The sequence below is a fragment of the Adhaeribacter arboris genome (genome assembly GCF_003023845.1).
Taxonomy (GTDB): Bacteria; Bacteroidota; Bacteroidia; order Cytophagales; family Hymenobacteraceae; genus Adhaeribacter; species Adhaeribacter arboris.
In genome coordinates, this window is the sequence record NZ_PYFT01000001.1 from 3,562,255 (window position 1) to 3,578,927 (window position 16,673).

Genomic DNA, 16,673 nt, shown 5'->3' on the forward strand with positions numbered 1-16,673 from the left:
GCCTGTAATCCTTATCATTAATTTAGGAATTAAGAAAGAATAATACGCTGCTTACTTTTTACTGGGTGCCTTTCTGGCTAATTTTTAAAATACGGGGGCTTCTTGCGGGGTAACGGTTGGCTGCCCGGTTTCTATAACGGGCCAGTTACGTTGCCATTTAATTTTATCGAGCAGCATTACTCTGCCGGTCTTCGGGTTATCTTTTCTGAACCCGTGATACAGCATCCAGGTTTGGCCAATTTTATCCTGAATAATATCGCCATTATGCCCGGGCCCCACAAAGCCTATAGAACCGGTATTTTTTTGCAGCAACCGGGTACCGCCATTATCCAGCAGTGACTTGCCTTTTTTATCCTGGTAAGGTCCTTTAAATTTTTTAGCGCGGCCTACTTTTACTTCGTAGGTACTTTTTTCGCCTTCGCAGCAGGTGCCCGTTGAGCCTAAATAGTAATAAAATTTACCTTTTTTATAAATAAGCGAGCCTTCGTAAGCGGCACCCGCCAACTGAAATTTTTCGCCTACTATCTTAGTGCCCTCTTCGGATAGCTGAACCCCATAAATCCCGTGAAAGCTGCCCCAAATTAAATAGGGAACACCTTTATCTTCGAAGAAAAAAGCATCAATAGAATTATCTACTCCTATCTCCTTACTTAAAAATAATTTACCATAATCAGTGAAAGGTCCTTCGGGTTTGTCGGCTACCGCTACCCCAATTCCGGGATTCGGATCGCCCCAGGTAGAAAAAGAATAATACAGGAAATACTTGCCTTTAAAATAAACGGCATCCGGAGCCCAGATTCCGCCTTGCTCTTTCCAATCTGGTTTTTTAGCTAAGGCCGGGCCAACTACTTCCCAGTGTATTAAATCTTTAGAACGCAGAATGGGAATGACAAAAGGCCCTCCCAAATTATCTCTGCGCCAATCAGCTTGGGTAGAGTAAGCATAGTAATACCCATCTGTTGCCTGCACTAAATTGGGATCGGGAAAATCGTGATTAAAAACCGGGTTCTGGTAAGTTGCTTTTGGATTAGCGTTGGTAGCCGCTCCAGACTGCGCGCAAATTACTTCCGGCTTTAATAAAAAGCCTAAAATAAAGGCAACCAGTAAAAGCAAAGATTTAAAGAATAACGAATGCTGCATAGGAAAAGAGTTTTTACTTTTTATTCATACCATACCAGAAACCGTTTGGTAGCTTTTTACTCACCGGATGGTTTTGCGATGGGCGTGGCGGTAGACAAAGGAGTCCCAAAATTAGGCGTACCATCGGTTTTCCAGGTAAATTTCTGAATGCGGGTACTGCGGCCGCTGCACTCGCCATTAGCCACTGATTTGGCATGATATACAATCCAGTCTTCTTTCCCGTCCGGCGATTTCGTGAAGCTGTTATGGCCTGGGCCGAATACGTTGTTTTCTTTGGAGGCTTTAAAAACCGGCTCTGGAGATTTCTGCCAGGCAGTTTTGGATAATAAATCTCTATTATCGGTAGCAGTAAGCATGCCCAAAGCATAGTTATCATCCCAGCAAGCGCTAGCCGAATAAATAATGTGGATGGCACCTTTCTTCCCTTTTAAAAACTGTGGGCCTTCCAGAATTTCGCGTTCCTTAAACTTTTCCCAGTTAAAAGTGGGTTTGGCAATTTCTACCTGCTTTTCACTGATAGTCCAGGGATTTTTCATTCCAGCAATAAACAAACGGCTCTGTGGCCCTACGTACGCTGAGTACATAAAATATCTTTTGCCGCGGTGCTCAAACACCGAGCCATCTAAGCCAGAATAGGTGGTGTTTACTTTGCCTTTATCTAACCAGGTGCCCGCTAAGGGATCTTTCGCCGCATTTTCTAATACAAATACATAACGCGTTTTATCGCCCGGATTTTCCTTGTCGGTGGCAGTATAATAAATGTACCACTTCCCATCTAAGAAATGAATTTCCGGAGCCCATATATCCCGGCTATTTGGCCCGGAGGCAGGTGGTGTCCAGACAATTTTAGGACTAGCCTGTTTAATTCCGCTTAGGGTTTTGGATTTCCAAATAGAGAGTTTATTTCCTCCCGTCGACATAAAGTAATAATTGCCATCAGTATGCTTATAAACCCAGGGGTCGGGCCCTTCCACCACCAGTGGGTTAATAAACGTTTTTTCCTGAGCGAAAGCAGTTATAACGCTAAACTGCCCCCCAAGAATTACCTGAAGCAAGAAAAGGAAGCTTACTTTATTCAAGTTTTTCATGTATGAGATGTAGAATTTTCGGGTAAATCAAGGATAAGACAGTAAACTTACACTTGCTTCTCGCTCATCCTAATTACTTTCATTAATCTTATGAATGCTGTAAAAAAGTTTTTATACTTTCTACCGGCTTTATTTTAAAACTTATTACAGATTAGTTTATTAATTTAAATTCAGGTACAGGAAAGCTGCTACACAAGCTCCTAACACAGGGCCGGCAATTGGAACCCAGGCATAACGCCAGTCGCTGTGGCATTTATTTTTAATGGGAACAAGCGCGTGCACAATACGAGGGCCTAAATCACGGGCCGGATTAATGGCGTAACCCGTAGGTCCGCCCAAACTTAAGCCAATGCCCCAAACTAGAAAAGCAACTGGAATAGCTCCTAAAGACCCCATGCCAATGGGTGTTTTTTCCGGCCCTAGTTCGGGATTAGTTACGTAAAAAATCACAAAAATTAAAACAAAAGTACCCACTGCTTCGCTGAAAAGATTGGCCCACGGATGTCGGAAAGCCGGACTGGTACTAAATACGGCGAGTTGCAGCAAGGGATCTTCGGTATCATCAAAGTGCCTTTTGTAGAGCAGCCACACCAGCAAAGCTCCTAGCATAGCGCCCAATAGCTGCGCCAGCATAAATAAACCTACCTGATCCCAGCTAAACTTACCGGCAATAGCCAAAGCTAGCGTAACCACCGGGTTTAAATGAGCACCACTATACGGGGCCGACACCACCACGCCGGTGAAAACTGCTAAAGCCCAGCCAGTTGTAATTACCAGCCATCCACTGTTGTATCCCTTGGTACCTTTTAATAATACGTTGGCCACTACGCCATCACCTAATAAAATCACAAACATGGTTCCGATTAATTCCGCCGTAAATGGGGTCATGCTATTTTGTTTTGGGGTATAAAATCTTCTTGTTAAATTATTATGGTTTAGTTTTTATTCACGGACATTATTTTTCACTATCTCACTTCAATAATGTTTCTATTTCTGATTTTCATACTGATTATTGTGAGTTCTATAATATTTTTTATAGGTTCAGTTGTAAAAGATAAATGTTGAAAATAGCAGGATTACAAGTGCGATGAAAACTAAGAACATTTTTGTATTTAGCATCTTCATCGACCAGAATATCAAACTTAAAAGCAAAGCGCTTAAGTGGATCAGGAAGATTCCGATACCTAAAATACCGAGTGATTCTCTCTGACCAGAAAATCGTATGGTAATCAATCCTAAAGCTAAGAAAACGATGATCGACAAGACAATACCTATTTTATTTTTAAATTTCCTCTAGACTTATTTGCTAGAAAATGCAAGCAAGTACTCATAAGCTTCGGAAACTTTAAAAATGGCCGTCATGGCCATCGTCTTCGGCCCAGGCTTTCGCTGCTTTAATGGCTCGGTTCCAACCTTTTACAAGCTCAGTAGAATAAAAACCTGGTGCCGGGTCAAAGCGCCGCTCTACTTGCCATTGTTGCTGAATATCGTTTATGCCCGCCCAAAAGCCAACCGCCAGCCCAGCCAGGTAAGCCGCTCCACTGGCAGTTACTTCGGTAATTTCGGGGCGAACTACCTGCGCTCCTAAAATATCTGCCTGAAACTGCATCAGTAAATTATTAACCGTGGCCCCGCCATCTACGCGTAATTCGGAGATTTTTACACTAGCATCGGCCTCCATAGCTTTTAATACTTCGCGGGTTTGAAAAGCAATGCTTTCCAGAGCCGCCCGGGCCAGGTGGGCCGACGTGGTACCGCGCGTCACCCCAACGATAGTGCCGCGTGCGTGTTGATTCCAGTGAGGAGCCCCCAAACCGGCAAAAGCCGGAACCATGTACACACCTTCACTATTTGGTACAGTACTGGCTAAATCCTCCACTTCCGCCGAAGTAGAAATAAGGCCCAATCCATCGCGCAACCATTGCACTACCGCCCCAGCAATAAAAATACTACCTTCTAAAGCATAATTTACCTGCCCGTTAATTTTCCAGGCAATGGTGGTAACCAATTTATGCGTAGAAATAATCGGTTTGGCGCCAATATTCATGAGCATAAAACAACCGGTGCCGTAAGTATTTTTAACCATACCGGGTTGCGTACACATTTGGCCAAATAATGCCGCTTGTTGGTCGCCGGCAATTCCGGCAATCGGAATACGGGTAGCAAACATAGCCGCACTGGTCTCGCCTACTACTTCGCTCGACGATTTTACTTCGGGCAACATACTGGCGGGTATTTGAAATAAATCTAGTAGCTCTTCGTCCCAGGAAAGCGTATGAATATTATACAAAAGGGTACGCGAGGCATTAGTTACATCTGTTACGTGTACCTGACGGCCCGTCATGTTCCAGATTAACCAGGAATCGATGGTACCAAATGCCAACTGACCCGCATCTGCTTTTTCGCGGGCACCGGGCACATTGGCCAGAATCCAATAAATTTTAGTAGCCGAAAAATAAGCATCAATCACCAGTCCGGTTTTTTGCCGGATCAATTCTTCGTAACCCCGTAATTTTAGGTCGTCGCAAAATTCTGCTGTGCGCCGATCCTGCCAGACAATGGCATTGTACAGTACTTTACCGGTTTGGCGGTCCCAAACCACCGTGGTCTCCCGTTGGTTGGTAATACCGATAGCGGCAATATTCGCAGCCTGTAAACCAGCTTTTGAAATGGCTTCGGCAGCTACTCCCACCTGCGTCGACCATATTTCACTAGGGTCGTGCTCTACCCAACCAGGCTGGGGATAAATCTGATTGAACTCTTTTTGGGCGAGAGATATAATGCGACCCTGCCGACTAAATACAATGGCGCGAGAACTGGTAGTACCTTGGTCAAAGGCTAAAATAAATTCTTTCATAAAAAGTGTTATAGCATTAAAGACACAAGTATCAAGATGTTAGACATAAGACTTAATGCATAAGAAAAACTTGATTCCAAACCTTTATCAAATATTCTTTTAATTCATTAGCCACCTAAACAGAAGCGTAGCTTTTTACTAAAAGTCTATGTTTATTCCATTACTTCCATTGAATTCAATTCCGGACCACCCCCGTGATTTCCCGATCCAGCCGCAATAAATATTTTACCCTGGTAAATTATTGCTTGCGTGCCATGTCGGCCCGTTTGCATAGGAGTTAATTTTTGCCAGGTATTTGTTTTCACATCAAAAGCTTCCGTTTCGTTGTGCGATACTTGCTGTGGGCTTTCGCCACCAATAATGACCACCTTACTGCCCAAAGGAACGGCGGTACAACCAGCTCGCTGTGTCGGAATATGTTGCGATGCGGGAGCAGTACGCCACTTATTCGTTTTAAAATCAAAAACATCTACCTGGGCAATTGTTGTATTCAGTACCGAATCAACTCGAGCCGTAGAGCGACGGCCCCCAGCAACGACTAACTGGTTATCGGCTACGGCTATTGAAACGTGGTCGCGGGTGCGAGGGGCATCAGGCAACTTTCGCCAGGTATTGGTAGCGGGATTGTATTCATCGAACCAGCTTACCTGCCCATCCCAATGACCATCGGTAATGCCGCATACCACGTAAATCTTGTTCTGGTACACGGTTACCCCGGCCGAACCGCGCCGCCGGTCCGCCGGAATTTCGGGTCCTTCGCGCCAGGCATCTTGCTTGGGATTGTAGATATAAATGCGGGGAATGGGGGTTTCGTGCGGATAGCCCCCAGTAAAAGCGCCTACTACATAGATTTCGTCTTTAAAAGTTACTGCCTGAAAATGGCTCATCTCCAAGGGTGGGGCGGCTCGTTTTTCCCACCGGTTAGTTTTGGTATCGTATCGCTCTACGGGTTTTATCTGCCTGCCACCCAGCAGGTAAAAGGAATCACCCACACGGGCAAAGGCGTTTTCGTGCCGGGGCAAAGGCAAGTTTTCGGGGGTAACTGCTTTCCAGGTCGCCAGTATTTTGCCGTAAAAGCTAAAGCAGACCAGACTGATAAGCAATAATCCGGAAACCACGGTAATTTTCTTTTTCATAGGAATAAGGCTGAGCCAATTAGTCAAACAGTTGTTAGAATTTATTTCAGAAAAATGAATAAAAATATTGGAAAAGCATAATGTAAATAGAAATTGATGAAAATATTTTGGAGTAGAAGCTGAAAGTATCAAAAGCAAGCCGAAGAAGGATTTTGCAGGAACACAAGCATTATGCCTTAGAATCCGCTTACGGATAAATAGATTATCAGCATTTATAAAAAGAGGATCTAGCACTCGTTACACAATGCCATTTATAGCTGGATACTCCCAGTGTAATTCCGAAGCACCGCTATCGAATCACGCTGCATCTGAATTTTCATCTTCGGGCAAATGCTGGGGCAGGAAGAAAAAAAGAAGACGCCTACATAAATTTTTTGGGCAAAAGTTAGATCCGTAACTTGCTGATTATCCTGGTTAATAAAACTAAAAGCAATGTAGAATCGCCGGGGTAGCCTTGTCTAACACGCTTGTTACAACTTATAACAGGTAAGTAACTTGTTGAAAAAAGCTGCTTTAAAGCATTTAGAGGCATTTTTTATCGGTAACATTTTAAACATGCTCCTTACTGTGGGGCACAAACAGACAACCAAGCCTGCTTGCATAAGGGATTAAAAAGCAATAGGTCTGAAATGAAAAATCCCTTATAAAGAGGGGCTGGCAAGTATTTTAATAATTTACCTGGCGCGCTGTTCGGGCCAAGTGCATATTATTTAACAAACCTCTGGTCAGGCAAACTCCTATATCCTTAACCGGAACAAGCAAGCTTTCTAACACCAATCAGAATGTACAAGGTAACAAGTGCGAACAGGTTTTATTATTTTGTGTATGATAGTTAAAACAAACATTAAGAATTTTGTGCAAAAAAATAACCCGCACGTTTCACCTGCGGGTTATCACACCTAATTTCTTTTTATATTAAATAACTTCATGGGCAGGTTCCATCTCTGGCTCCATTTCTAGAACCGGTTCTTGCCGTTCTTTTTTACGGCTTAATCTCTTTTTCAAGTAATAATAAATACCCGAAGCAGCAGCTGCTACTACTTTCCAAAATTTCAGCAACAACGCAAAGAAACCAACTTTCGCCAATACTTTACCGGCAATTAAACCACCAATCCCGTATTGGGCTACTTCATCTATATCCGGATTAAAGTCGCCGTATTGATTACCAGAGGTAAAATTTACGGCCGCCAACAAACCCGGAATATTCTTCTTAACGGTAGGCAAAACGTTTACTGGAGCAATTACATTAAGTAGTAAATAACCTTTCCGGCCTAATACTCGAACATTGTAGTTTAAAGTATTGGCTTCCTCTTCACCAAATTTTACTTCTTTTGCCCAATGTAGTTTATGGTTTTGCGCATCGTAAAAAGGAGCGCTTGCCCAGCCTACCAACTCCACTGGGGGGTAACCTGCTTGTACTCGTTCCGGATTAGAATCACGGGTATCTTGCTGCATTTCTTTTAATAAATCCGAATAATTTAAATCCTGAGCATCATCGTCTTTAATATATCCTTCTTCGGAATAACTAATTTCCACGGCATAAGTGTTCTCGGTTAGCGGTGAATCGTGCTCCGGAAAAAGCATGCCCAGGGTAGAACTATCCGGCGGATTTCCCCATAACTGATTGAGCACATATTGGCTTTGCTTGGCATTCAGGAATTTGTAGCCTTTGGGTACTTGTAACTTAGCCAGATTTTCCCCCAACGTAATGGTACCCGTTTCGTAAGTGAAAGATTTTTCGAGCTGCTCCCGTTTGATAGCCGTTGAGTCTAGAGTTTGCGCCCCTACTTGAGCCGGTAAAAGTACAATTAGCCAAAGAAAAGTTCTTCGGAGTAAAAAGTGTTTCATGAAATTACTTTATTTTGCTTAATGCTTAATATTATTTTTTACAAATATATAAAAAATTAAATATATTGTATACTGGTACTTGTATCCTGCTAAGAATTTTTAGTTATTCTTCCTAGATAATCATCTTAACGCTTCCCTAGATTAAGATATACCACAACTTCTTTCTCTTAGCGGATACTATCGGCTACTATAAAATAAATTGTCCCTGATTGCCCAATATAATTCCTTAGCCAAAAAGTATGAAAACTATTTACTAGTTAAGGGGTTATTTTACCATGAAAGTTTTGGTAACCGGAGCAACAGGCTACATTGGCAAACGATTGGTCTATTATTTACTAAGCCAAGGGTATGAGGTATATGCTACCGTGCGCGACCGCAATCGCTTTCCCGTACCGGAAAATATTCAGCGCCATACAGAGATACTCGAAGCCGACTTTCTGGAAGTAGCCAGTTTAAAATGCTTACCGCGCGAGGTAGATATTGCTTTTTACCTCATTCACTCGATGAGCGCCTCTTACCAGCACTTTAATGATTTGGAAGCGAAAACCGCCCGTAATTTTGCGCATTATATTAAAACTACTACCTGCCGGCAAATTATTTACCTGGGCGGTATTGCGAACGATTCGGAGCTATCGCGGCATTTAAACTCGCGTAAGCACGTAGAAGAAATATTGGCTACTGCCGGAATACCGGTTACCATACTGCGAGCTGCCATTATAATTGGTTCGGGTAGCGCTTCCTTCGAAATAATCCGGGATTTGGTGGAGAAATTACCGGTAATGATTGCGCCCAAGTGGTTGAAGTCGCGTTGCCAGCCCATTGGCATTCGAAATGTAATTGAATATTTAACCGGTGTTATAGATAAGCCGGAAACGTATAATAAGGTATTTGATATTGGCGGCTCCGAAATTTTAACTTACAAGCAAATGCTGGCTATTTTTGCTCAAGTACGCGGACTGAAACGCTGGATTATTTCGGTACCGGTGCTTTCTCCTAAGTTGTCGTCGTACTGGCTTTATTTTGTTACCGCTACTTCTTTTGCCTTAGCGCGTAGTTTGGTCGATTCCATGAAAAATGAGGTAATCTGCCGTAATCTGGGCATTGCTCAAATTGTGCCGCTATCCTTAATGACGTATAAAGAATCGGTAGAGTTAGCTTTTAATCGCATAGATCAAAACGAAGTGGCTTCCAGTTGGAAAGATTCTTTTTCGAATAGCGATAATCCATTAAAAGTAACCGACTTTATTCAGGTGCCGGAAGAAGGCTGCTTTAAAGACCAACGGGATTTTGTATTTGACCGTTCGCCGGAAGCGGTGGTAAACAATATTTTCCGGATTGGTGGCTTACGGGGTTGGTATTATTTAAACAGCTTATGGCGGCTGCGCGGTTTTATCGATAAGTTATTCGGGGGAGTAGGCTTGCGACGGGGCCGCACCAACCTCGCTACTTTAAACCCCGGCGATGCGCTCGACTTTTGGCGCGTGCTGTACGCAGATAAAGCCGAAAAACGCCTGCTCCTGTACGCCGAAATGAAATTACCCGGCGAAGCCTGGCTCGAATTTAAAATTACTAACCAAAACCAGCAGAACCATTTAATTCAAACGGCTACCTTCCGGCCAAAAGGCATTTTAGGCCGCTTGTACTGGTACGCGGTGCTACCTTTTCATCATTTTATTTTTAACGGCATGGCCCGTAATATTATTCATTTTGGCGAGTAAGCAGGAAGTAATTTTAGGTTACTATTTTGATGTAATAGTATTCTGGCATATGCCCCTTAAATCTAAGAGAACACTACCCGGTACGGAATGAAATGTAACTGTTTAGTTTTACTAGTAACGTTTAGGCTAAAAAGCATTAAAATGCTTTTTAGCTTGTGTTGGGCAAAGTTGTTATTTTATTCCTGTCGCTTTTATTACTTCGTATAAACTTTTCGTAAAATCAGTAAACATAAAAGCCCCCAATGCGTTTCCCACGCTTCCTAATCCGCCTTGTCCAAAAGATAAAGCTCCGGTTCTTTTTAACTTTTCTATTGTTAGTTCTAATGAAGTTTTATCAATCTTGAGAGAAGCCCATCCTTCAACTCCATAAATATCTCTCGTTCTAAATTCAGAATCAAAATCCCAGTAGAATTCAGTATTAACTTTCGGTGAGTTTTCAATCAACTCAATAAAATTAATTAAGTCTATATCATTCATTTGCCTAAGGCTCTCAATGATGATTAAGTCCAATTGATTTAGTTCTTTTTTGTCTTTTATAGTAGCACCTGCTATAGTTCCTTAAATCGAAGAGCATTTAATAGATTTTGCTTGAATTCCATTTTCGATGATTTCTGAAACAAATTGGATGTTTTCACTCTTACTAAAGTAATTTTCTAATTTAGTAATTTCATCTTTATCTATTTCATATCCATTTGAGAGAGAGTTAGCGTAATTAGTAAGGAAAGCTTTTAAAGCAATTCTTCTCCTTAAAGATGCAATGGACAAAAATGCTTTAACAGGACTGGCTAAATCTCCTAAAGTATCTGTGTAATCCTTAATTGGTTCGATTGCTTTGTCGATAAGATTATCTAATTCAGGTAACTTTTCAATAGCTGATTTAGTCATTCTTATTATTTCTGCACCTGAATTATTCATTTTTCAATTTTTGCCCAACTTGCGCATATCCGTTATTATTACGTTTAGCCAACATACATCTGTTATATAAACGTAAGTAACAATATAAAGGGCGCTACGAATAGTCAATTTTAAATTAAAAACCGGTATTACCCGGTTCTTTAATTTTATAGCTCTTAAATTAATAAATAAAGTGGAGCAGTTCTGATACCTAGAGCAATGCTCTACAACTTGGCACTAAAAAAACTTTTCATAGCTTTTCGGTTTTCAGCTAAGCTTCTATCTTACCTTTATATAAATTCCAAACGGGAAATATTAAATCGTAATTATTCCAATTTAAGTTGCCATCAGCAATCTCGAACCTGGCAAATTTACTTTCATCTAAACATTTTTTTATCGATGGATGCAGGGCCTTGAATAAGAAAGGTTTAAAATCAACTAATGTTTCCGTGCTATCATTAAATCGCATTCTTATCGCATAATCAGTAAGGTATTTAGCCGATTCAATTTTTAAATCTTGTCTTTCATTTTGGTTATAATTAACCCAGATTCTCATTTTAGTCGTCTGGTTATTTTGCAAAAATAACTCACTGGTTAATCACACTTACTACTTTTCCGCCGCGGCCGGTGCGGCTAAATGCCCGTAGTTTTACGGTTCCGGTTTCGGTGATAGGTTCCCGGTAAATTCGGCTCCGGAAGGTAGGATCGGTGCCATCGGTAGTATACCGGATGGTTAGTCCCGGCAGTTGTATATTGGCGCTTACCTGGCCGTTCTGCACCACGGCCCCCACGGGAGGTAAGCGGTACTGGTACCCGCCGCTGAAATAATCTAAACGAGGAAGTTCGCGTTTACCTAAAATATTCGCAAACCGCGACCAGGCTTGTTGGTACAAAGCTTCGCTTTTAGTCGTATCTTTTTCTATTGCCCAGTCCGGGTCGGGTGCCCAAGCCCGCTCCGCCAAACCTAACAACTTCGGCAATAGCATGTATTCCATTCGCTCCGGGCTAATTACCGTTTCGGACCAGAGCAAACCTTGAATACCCACAATATTGTTTTTACCAAAATCCGTGAGCCTTTCCTTTCCCACAAACATGGATTTAGGTAAGGGATTGCTAAATTTATCCTTGGTGGTATTTTTATAATAATTATACGGAATAAATTTAAATGGCTTATCTACATCAACAAAGCTGCCCCAGTAAAAACCTGGTTCCTCAAACGTCTTATCGTAAGCCATATCAAAGTACTGATGCGTTACATTGGAAAGGACAACTTTATAACCCGCATTTGCCAAACGATAGGCTAAATCTTCAGACCCGCCCCCCAAAACGTTATTCCAGACATCTACGTGAATATTTTCGTTGACAAAATCCGGATTAGGAATATAATGCTTTTGCCCTTCAATTTCGGTTTTACGCATAGCCACTTCTTCCCAGCCCGATAAGTACAGGTTGCGTAATTTTAAGATTTCATTTACTTTCCGGAAGTAGTAATACCACATATCATCTACGGAAGTGAAGCGTTCATCTTCCTGCAGTAATTTTTGCACTACCGGCGATTTTACCCAAACGCCGGCCGGAACTTCGTCGCCCCCAAAATGAATGGTTTGCAAGGGAGCGCCGGCCTCCTGGTACATATCCCGGACCTCATCCACCACTTTTTCCAGAAAATTATACACCGAAGGCATAGCCACATTAATCACATTGTCGTTCCAGTTTTGCACCGAACGGTAATCTGATTTATCATTTACGTCGCGCAGCAGGTATCTTTCGGCATCTTCTTTCTTACCCGCTGCCATTAGCCGGGCATAACGGACATCCATGGCTTTAATGGCGGCGCGGGCGTGGCCGGGAGTTTCAATTTCCGGAATTACTTTTATGTTGCGGTCGCGGGCATATTTTAAAATTTGAATAAAATCGGAGCGGGTATAAAATCCCGAACCGGGTGCATTGTTTCCTTCCGGACCAGACCCGTAAGAGGGCGGCAGATTAGTACGACTATCTAACGTATGCGCCCGCTTGGCCCCTATTTCGGTTAATTCGGGTATGGGTACAATTTCCACGCGCCAACCTTCATCATCGTTTAAATGGAAATGCAGTACGTTGAGTTTATACAAAGCCATTAAGTCGAGTAACTTAAAAACTTGCTTTTTCGGTTGAAAATTCCGGGCCACATCCAACATTACCGCCCGGTGATCGAAGCGTGGGTAATCCGATACTTCTACGCCGGGCACATTTACACTTTTAAGCTTTAACTCCCAGGCATTAGCCGGCAGCAAAGTTTTTAAAGATTGCATGCCGTAAAACATACCCGCCGGAGTAGCTGCCGTTATGGTAATTTCCTGAGCTGTTACCCGCAGATCATACGCTTCCGGACCTAAATCTTCTTTCTTCACCAACCGGATCGCTTTTCCGGAACCATTACTTTTAAATTCTATTTTCTTTCCAAAAATTGCGGCTAAATCTTCGGCGAGCATTTCTGCCTCCGGGTAATAATCGGTAGCAGTTATAATGGGAATATCAGAGGTTAACGTAAACGAAGCACTTGTTTCCCGGTAACTTACGGGGGTAGGAAATATCTTAGGTAGATTATCGGGAGCAATGTCCTGGATAATTTTATTTTGTTGGTAAAGCACACCGGGTTTAACCAAGGTAATAACCGGGCTGCCAGGGGTTGTACTTGGTTGGGCAGCGGCAGGCACTTTCACCTTTACCGGACTCAGGGCCAAACCTTTTTGGGGAGTTTTATCCCAAACCAGGTAAAATCCCGATGGCGCATCCGTTAGGTTCAGAGCGGCGCCGGTAGTAATAAAGGAGATCCGGAGGGAAGCCCCTTTAGTCATTCTTTTAAAATCTGCCCGGGGCGTTATTTGAAACAAATCGCCGTTCAGGTGCTGTAAGGTAACGGCTCCTCTTACTGAACCCGGAATAATAGAACGATTAAAATTGAAGTAGATCTTCCAGCCGGTAGCCGGCAATGCTTCCGAAGCTCCGTTGTTTAAAGTTATCGTGGATAAAAATTGGGCTTTGTTTTGGTAATTATTCTCGTTTACCTCCCAGCTGACTAAAAGATTTTTGGCATTAAAAGCCGGCGCCTGGCTCCAGGCAGTTAGCGTAATACAAAGCATAGCCGCCGACACGACTAGGAATAATTTGAACTGCTGATTGAGGAATAAAAACATTTTTAGAAACGATAAACTGAACGAAGTAGCAAAATTACAAAATTTTACTTCTATACTTCTATAAAATTAAAAGTCCTACCGGTAGGTACAGGTAGGACTTTTGAATCGAAAAAAAGCCAAATCCTTTTCCATAATCGGCTTACGAGTAGTAAAAGGCAAGCTTACTCATTACTCGTATTTAGGTTTATTCTTTTTTTCCTGCTTTTCGGCTCGCTTCTCTTTTTCGGTTTTAGCAGGTTTTTTCTTTACTTCTTTTTTGGCGTCTTGTGCTTTTCCCATGATTATAAAGTTTAAATTTTATTGAACTACTTATTTATTCTTTAACTTTTATTGCGTTTAAAAGTTACTTTAAAACCGAAGTACGTCCGTATCAGGAGGTGTGTAACCCAGTTGCCGGCTCATCCAAACTACTTGCCCTTTGTGGTGGCACTCGTGGGTAATAACGTGGGTAAAAAGCGCCAGCGGTGTTACTTGCATCGTTGTTTTTCGCCAGGGTATTTCGCCGGTAACTGGCTCCAACCATTTCTCTTCAAAATGTTGCAAAAACTTTTCGGTTAAACTGTTTACTTCCTGAAAAATCCGGCGTACTTCGTTCAGGTTAGTTACAAAAAGCGGCTTCATAAAGGGCAGTTCCTGAGCTTGGGCAAAATTGCCTAACCAGAACTGGTACGTATTAGCCGTATGTACCAGTAAACTACGAATACTGCTCCCGCCAAAAGCCGGAAGTTCCTCAGTAAAGTGGGCTGGTGTAAATGTATCGCCGTAGCTAAACAACGCGGCCCGGGCACTTTGTATTAATTTATACTGCTGCTGTAAAAGGTCCATTTAGCGGCTGTTTTAGAGGCAGAATATAAAATATTTGTATTTACCGCTGTTTTAATTGAATATATTTCTTAACGCTAAGTTACAAATCTTTATTATAAATAAAATAGAAGCTTGGTTAAAGTGCTAAACTTCAATTACCAGAAGATGGAATAATAATAGTTACTTCTTTTTGCGGGATAATTTTTATCTTCGCCTTCTACCCTATTATTTAAAACAGCTTTTATGAAATATTTATTCTTCTTTTGTTTAGCGAGTCTGCTCTATGTAAACACAAATACCGCGTTCGCGCAAACAGCTGCGGCAAAGGCCCAACCGGTTACCTGGCTTAACCACGTAGCGCTTCACGTGAAAAACCTACAAACAACAACTGCTTTCTACGAAAATTTTTTACAGCTTAAAAAAATACCCGAACCTTTTAAAGATGGCTTACACACCTGGTTTAGTGTCGGCGAAAAATCGCATCTGCATTTAATCCAGGGCAAGCCCCACGAAACTCTTTACGACAAAAGCGAGCATTTATGCTTTAGCGTCGCCTCAGTCGAAGATTTTATCAGTCGTTTGAATAAAGCTAATATTAAATTCGAAAACTGGTTGGGTAAACCCCAGGAATATACCCTCCGTACCGACGGCGTAAAGCAAGTTTATTTTCAGGACCCGGATGGCCATTGGATTGAAGTAAACGATGCCAAAGAGTAAGTAGTTACTCGTTGTTCGTTGTTCGGGTAATAGAATAACGAACAACGAACAACTACTTATGATCGCTGTGGCCTAAGGATTTATCAGGCGCAATAACATCCCGAATAAGTTGTTTTAATTCTTTAGCTTCCGGAAACCGGCCGGCTTCTTTCCGCGAAAAAATTAATTCTCCATTCAGACGAATATCTAAAACTCCACCGGTTCCGGGTACCAAAGCCACTTCCCCCATTTCTAATTCAAAAGTGGTTAAAACTTCTTGTGCCAGCCAGGCTGCCCGTAAAAGCCAACGGCATTGCGTACAATAATTAATTTCCAGACGAGGTAGTGGCATATCTTCTTTTAATTTTAATATCTCTTATTCTACGTTCAAGAGCAACTGGCCGATGAAAAGGTTTTTAATTTCAAATTTCTATGTGTCCGTTGAATTTTTCTTAAGAACTGTGGAAGTTACTCATTCCAGATTAAAACTTGAATGGCGGTTATCTGTTATTGCTACACTCAAATAGGGTATATTTGTTAATGCAAATTTGAAATTCGAATTATTTACTAAAAATTAAAATATGGAATCCTTAAAAGGCAAAATTGCTCTGGTTACCGGAGCTGGTAAAGGCATAGGCCGGGCAATAGCTATTGCTTTAGCAAAAGAAGGCGTGCACGTTGGCTTAATGGCTCGTACCTCCAGCCAATTACAAGATACGGCCAATGCCATTCAAGGCCTGGGGGTTAAAACTTCCGTGGTAGTTGCCGATGTAGCTAATATAAATGCCGTAAATGCCGCCGTTGCTCAGATACAGAAAACTCTCGGACCAATTGACATTCTGATTAACAATGCCGGAATTGGCACCTTCGGTAAATTTTTAGAACTGGAACCAGCCGAATGGGAAAAAATTATTCAGGTAAACTTAATGGGCGTGTATTATATGACGCGTGCGGTTTTACCCGCTATGATTGAACGCCAAACCGGCGATATTATTAACATTTCTTCTACGGCGGGCCAGCGGGGAGCAGCCGGTACCAGCGCTTACAGTGCTTCTAAATTTGCCGTAATGGGTTTAACCGAGTCGTTAATGCAAGAAGTTCGCAAACACAACATCCGGGTGAGTGCTTTAACTCCCAGTACTGTAGCCACTGAACTAGCAATTGCAAATAAACTAACCGACGGTAATCCCGATAAAGTAATGCAACCCGAAGATTTAGCCGAATTAATCATTGCCCAGCTTAAGCTCAATCGCCGAGTATTTATTAAAGAAGCCGGTATGTGGTCTACTAATCCTTAATGTAAAAAGCGGCTC

General features: G+C 42.1%; 16 protein-coding genes. 3 read left to right on the forward strand and 13 right to left on the reverse strand.

Annotation, left to right across the window (positions count from 1 at the left end):
• Positions 1-84 precede the first annotated feature (84 nt).
• From AHMF7605_RS14865 to AHMF7605_RS14895, 7 genes are all read right to left on the reverse strand, one after another.
• Positions 85-1,140 (reverse strand): family 43 glycosylhydrolase, encoded by a 1,056-nt coding sequence (locus tag AHMF7605_RS14865; protein ID WP_106930603.1) that lies wholly within the window; start codon positions 1,138-1,140, stop codon positions 85-87.
• Positions 1,141-1,196: 56 nt separating this feature from the next.
• Complete coding sequence (locus tag AHMF7605_RS14870) at positions 1,197-2,228, reverse strand: glycoside hydrolase family 43 protein (RefSeq protein ID WP_106930605.1); 1,032 nt, start codon at positions 2,226-2,228, stop codon at positions 1,197-1,199.
• Positions 2,229-2,387: 159 nt separating this feature from the next.
• On the reverse strand, positions 2,388-3,116 hold the full coding sequence (locus AHMF7605_RS14875; protein ID WP_106930607.1) for an MIP/aquaporin family protein: 729 nt from the start codon (positions 3,114-3,116) through the stop codon (positions 2,388-2,390).
• A gap of 457 nt (positions 3,117-3,573) precedes the next feature.
• A complete protein-coding gene (gene glpK, locus AHMF7605_RS14880) occupies positions 3,574-5,085 on the reverse strand; it encodes a glycerol kinase GlpK (RefSeq protein ID WP_106930609.1) in 1,512 nt (503 codons plus the stop codon).
• Positions 5,086-5,237: 152 nt separating this feature from the next.
• Positions 5,238-6,221, reverse strand: a complete 984-nt coding sequence (locus AHMF7605_RS14885; RefSeq protein WP_106930611.1) for a Kelch repeat-containing protein — start codon at positions 6,219-6,221, stop codon at positions 5,238-5,240.
• Between the two features lie 251 nt (positions 6,222-6,472).
• Positions 6,473-6,655, reverse strand: a complete 183-nt coding sequence (locus AHMF7605_RS30535) for an SCO family protein (protein ID WP_317046577.1) — start codon at positions 6,653-6,655, stop codon at positions 6,473-6,475.
• A 481-nt stretch (positions 6,656-7,136) separates the two neighbouring features.
• The gene (locus tag AHMF7605_RS14895; protein WP_106930613.1) at positions 7,137-8,069 is read right to left on the reverse strand and encodes a DUF2167 domain-containing protein; all 933 of its coding nucleotides are present in this window, start codon (positions 8,067-8,069) and stop codon (positions 7,137-7,139) included.
• A gap of 275 nt (positions 8,070-8,344) precedes the next feature.
• Here AHMF7605_RS14895 and AHMF7605_RS14900 point away from each other — a divergent pair, with 275 nt between their 5' ends.
• Entirely contained in the window at positions 8,345-9,787 is a 1,443-nt protein-coding gene (locus AHMF7605_RS14900; protein WP_106930615.1) for an SDR family oxidoreductase, read from the forward strand.
• A gap of 171 nt (positions 9,788-9,958) precedes the next feature.
• On the opposite strand, the gene AHMF7605_RS14905 is transcribed toward AHMF7605_RS14900, so the two are convergent.
• The 5 genes from AHMF7605_RS14905 to AHMF7605_RS14925 form a co-directional block, all read right to left on the reverse strand.
• Complete coding sequence (locus tag AHMF7605_RS14905; RefSeq protein ID WP_146153593.1) at positions 9,959-10,264, reverse strand: hypothetical protein; 306 nt, start codon at positions 10,262-10,264, stop codon at positions 9,959-9,961.
• An 81-nt stretch (positions 10,265-10,345) separates the two neighbouring features.
• Complete coding sequence (locus AHMF7605_RS14910) at positions 10,346-10,702, reverse strand: hypothetical protein (RefSeq protein WP_106930619.1); 357 nt, start codon at positions 10,700-10,702, stop codon at positions 10,346-10,348.
• A gap of 250 nt (positions 10,703-10,952) precedes the next feature.
• Positions 10,953-11,237: a DUF2442 domain-containing protein gene (locus AHMF7605_RS14915; protein ID WP_106930621.1), complete on the reverse strand. Its 285-nt coding sequence runs from the start codon at positions 11,235-11,237 to the stop codon at positions 10,953-10,955.
• A 31-nt stretch (positions 11,238-11,268) separates the two neighbouring features.
• Positions 11,269-13,860 (reverse strand): family 20 glycosylhydrolase, encoded by a 2,592-nt coding sequence (locus AHMF7605_RS14920; protein ID WP_106930623.1) that lies wholly within the window; start codon positions 13,858-13,860, stop codon positions 11,269-11,271.
• A 348-nt stretch (positions 13,861-14,208) separates the two neighbouring features.
• The gene (locus AHMF7605_RS14925; protein WP_106930625.1) at positions 14,209-14,685 is read right to left on the reverse strand and encodes a DinB family protein; all 477 of its coding nucleotides are present in this window, start codon (positions 14,683-14,685) and stop codon (positions 14,209-14,211) included.
• Between the two features lie 222 nt (positions 14,686-14,907).
• On the opposite strand from AHMF7605_RS14925, the gene AHMF7605_RS14930 reads away from it, so the two are divergent.
• Positions 14,908-15,381: a VOC family protein gene (locus tag AHMF7605_RS14930; protein WP_106930627.1), complete on the forward strand. Its 474-nt coding sequence runs from the start codon at positions 14,908-14,910 to the stop codon at positions 15,379-15,381.
• 52 nt (positions 15,382-15,433) lie between these two features.
• Here AHMF7605_RS14930 and AHMF7605_RS14935 read toward each other — a convergent pair whose 3' ends face one another.
• Positions 15,434-15,712, reverse strand: a complete 279-nt coding sequence (locus AHMF7605_RS14935) for a SelT/SelW/SelH family protein (RefSeq protein WP_106930629.1) — start codon at positions 15,710-15,712, stop codon at positions 15,434-15,436.
• A gap of 229 nt (positions 15,713-15,941) precedes the next feature.
• On the opposite strand from AHMF7605_RS14935, the gene AHMF7605_RS14940 reads away from it, so the two are divergent.
• Positions 15,942-16,658 carry a 3-ketoacyl-ACP reductase gene (locus AHMF7605_RS14940; protein WP_106930631.1) on the forward strand — a complete coding sequence of 239 codons (717 nt, stop codon included), beginning with the start codon at positions 15,942-15,944 and terminating at the stop codon, positions 16,656-16,658.
• Positions 16,659-16,673 lie beyond the last annotated feature (15 nt).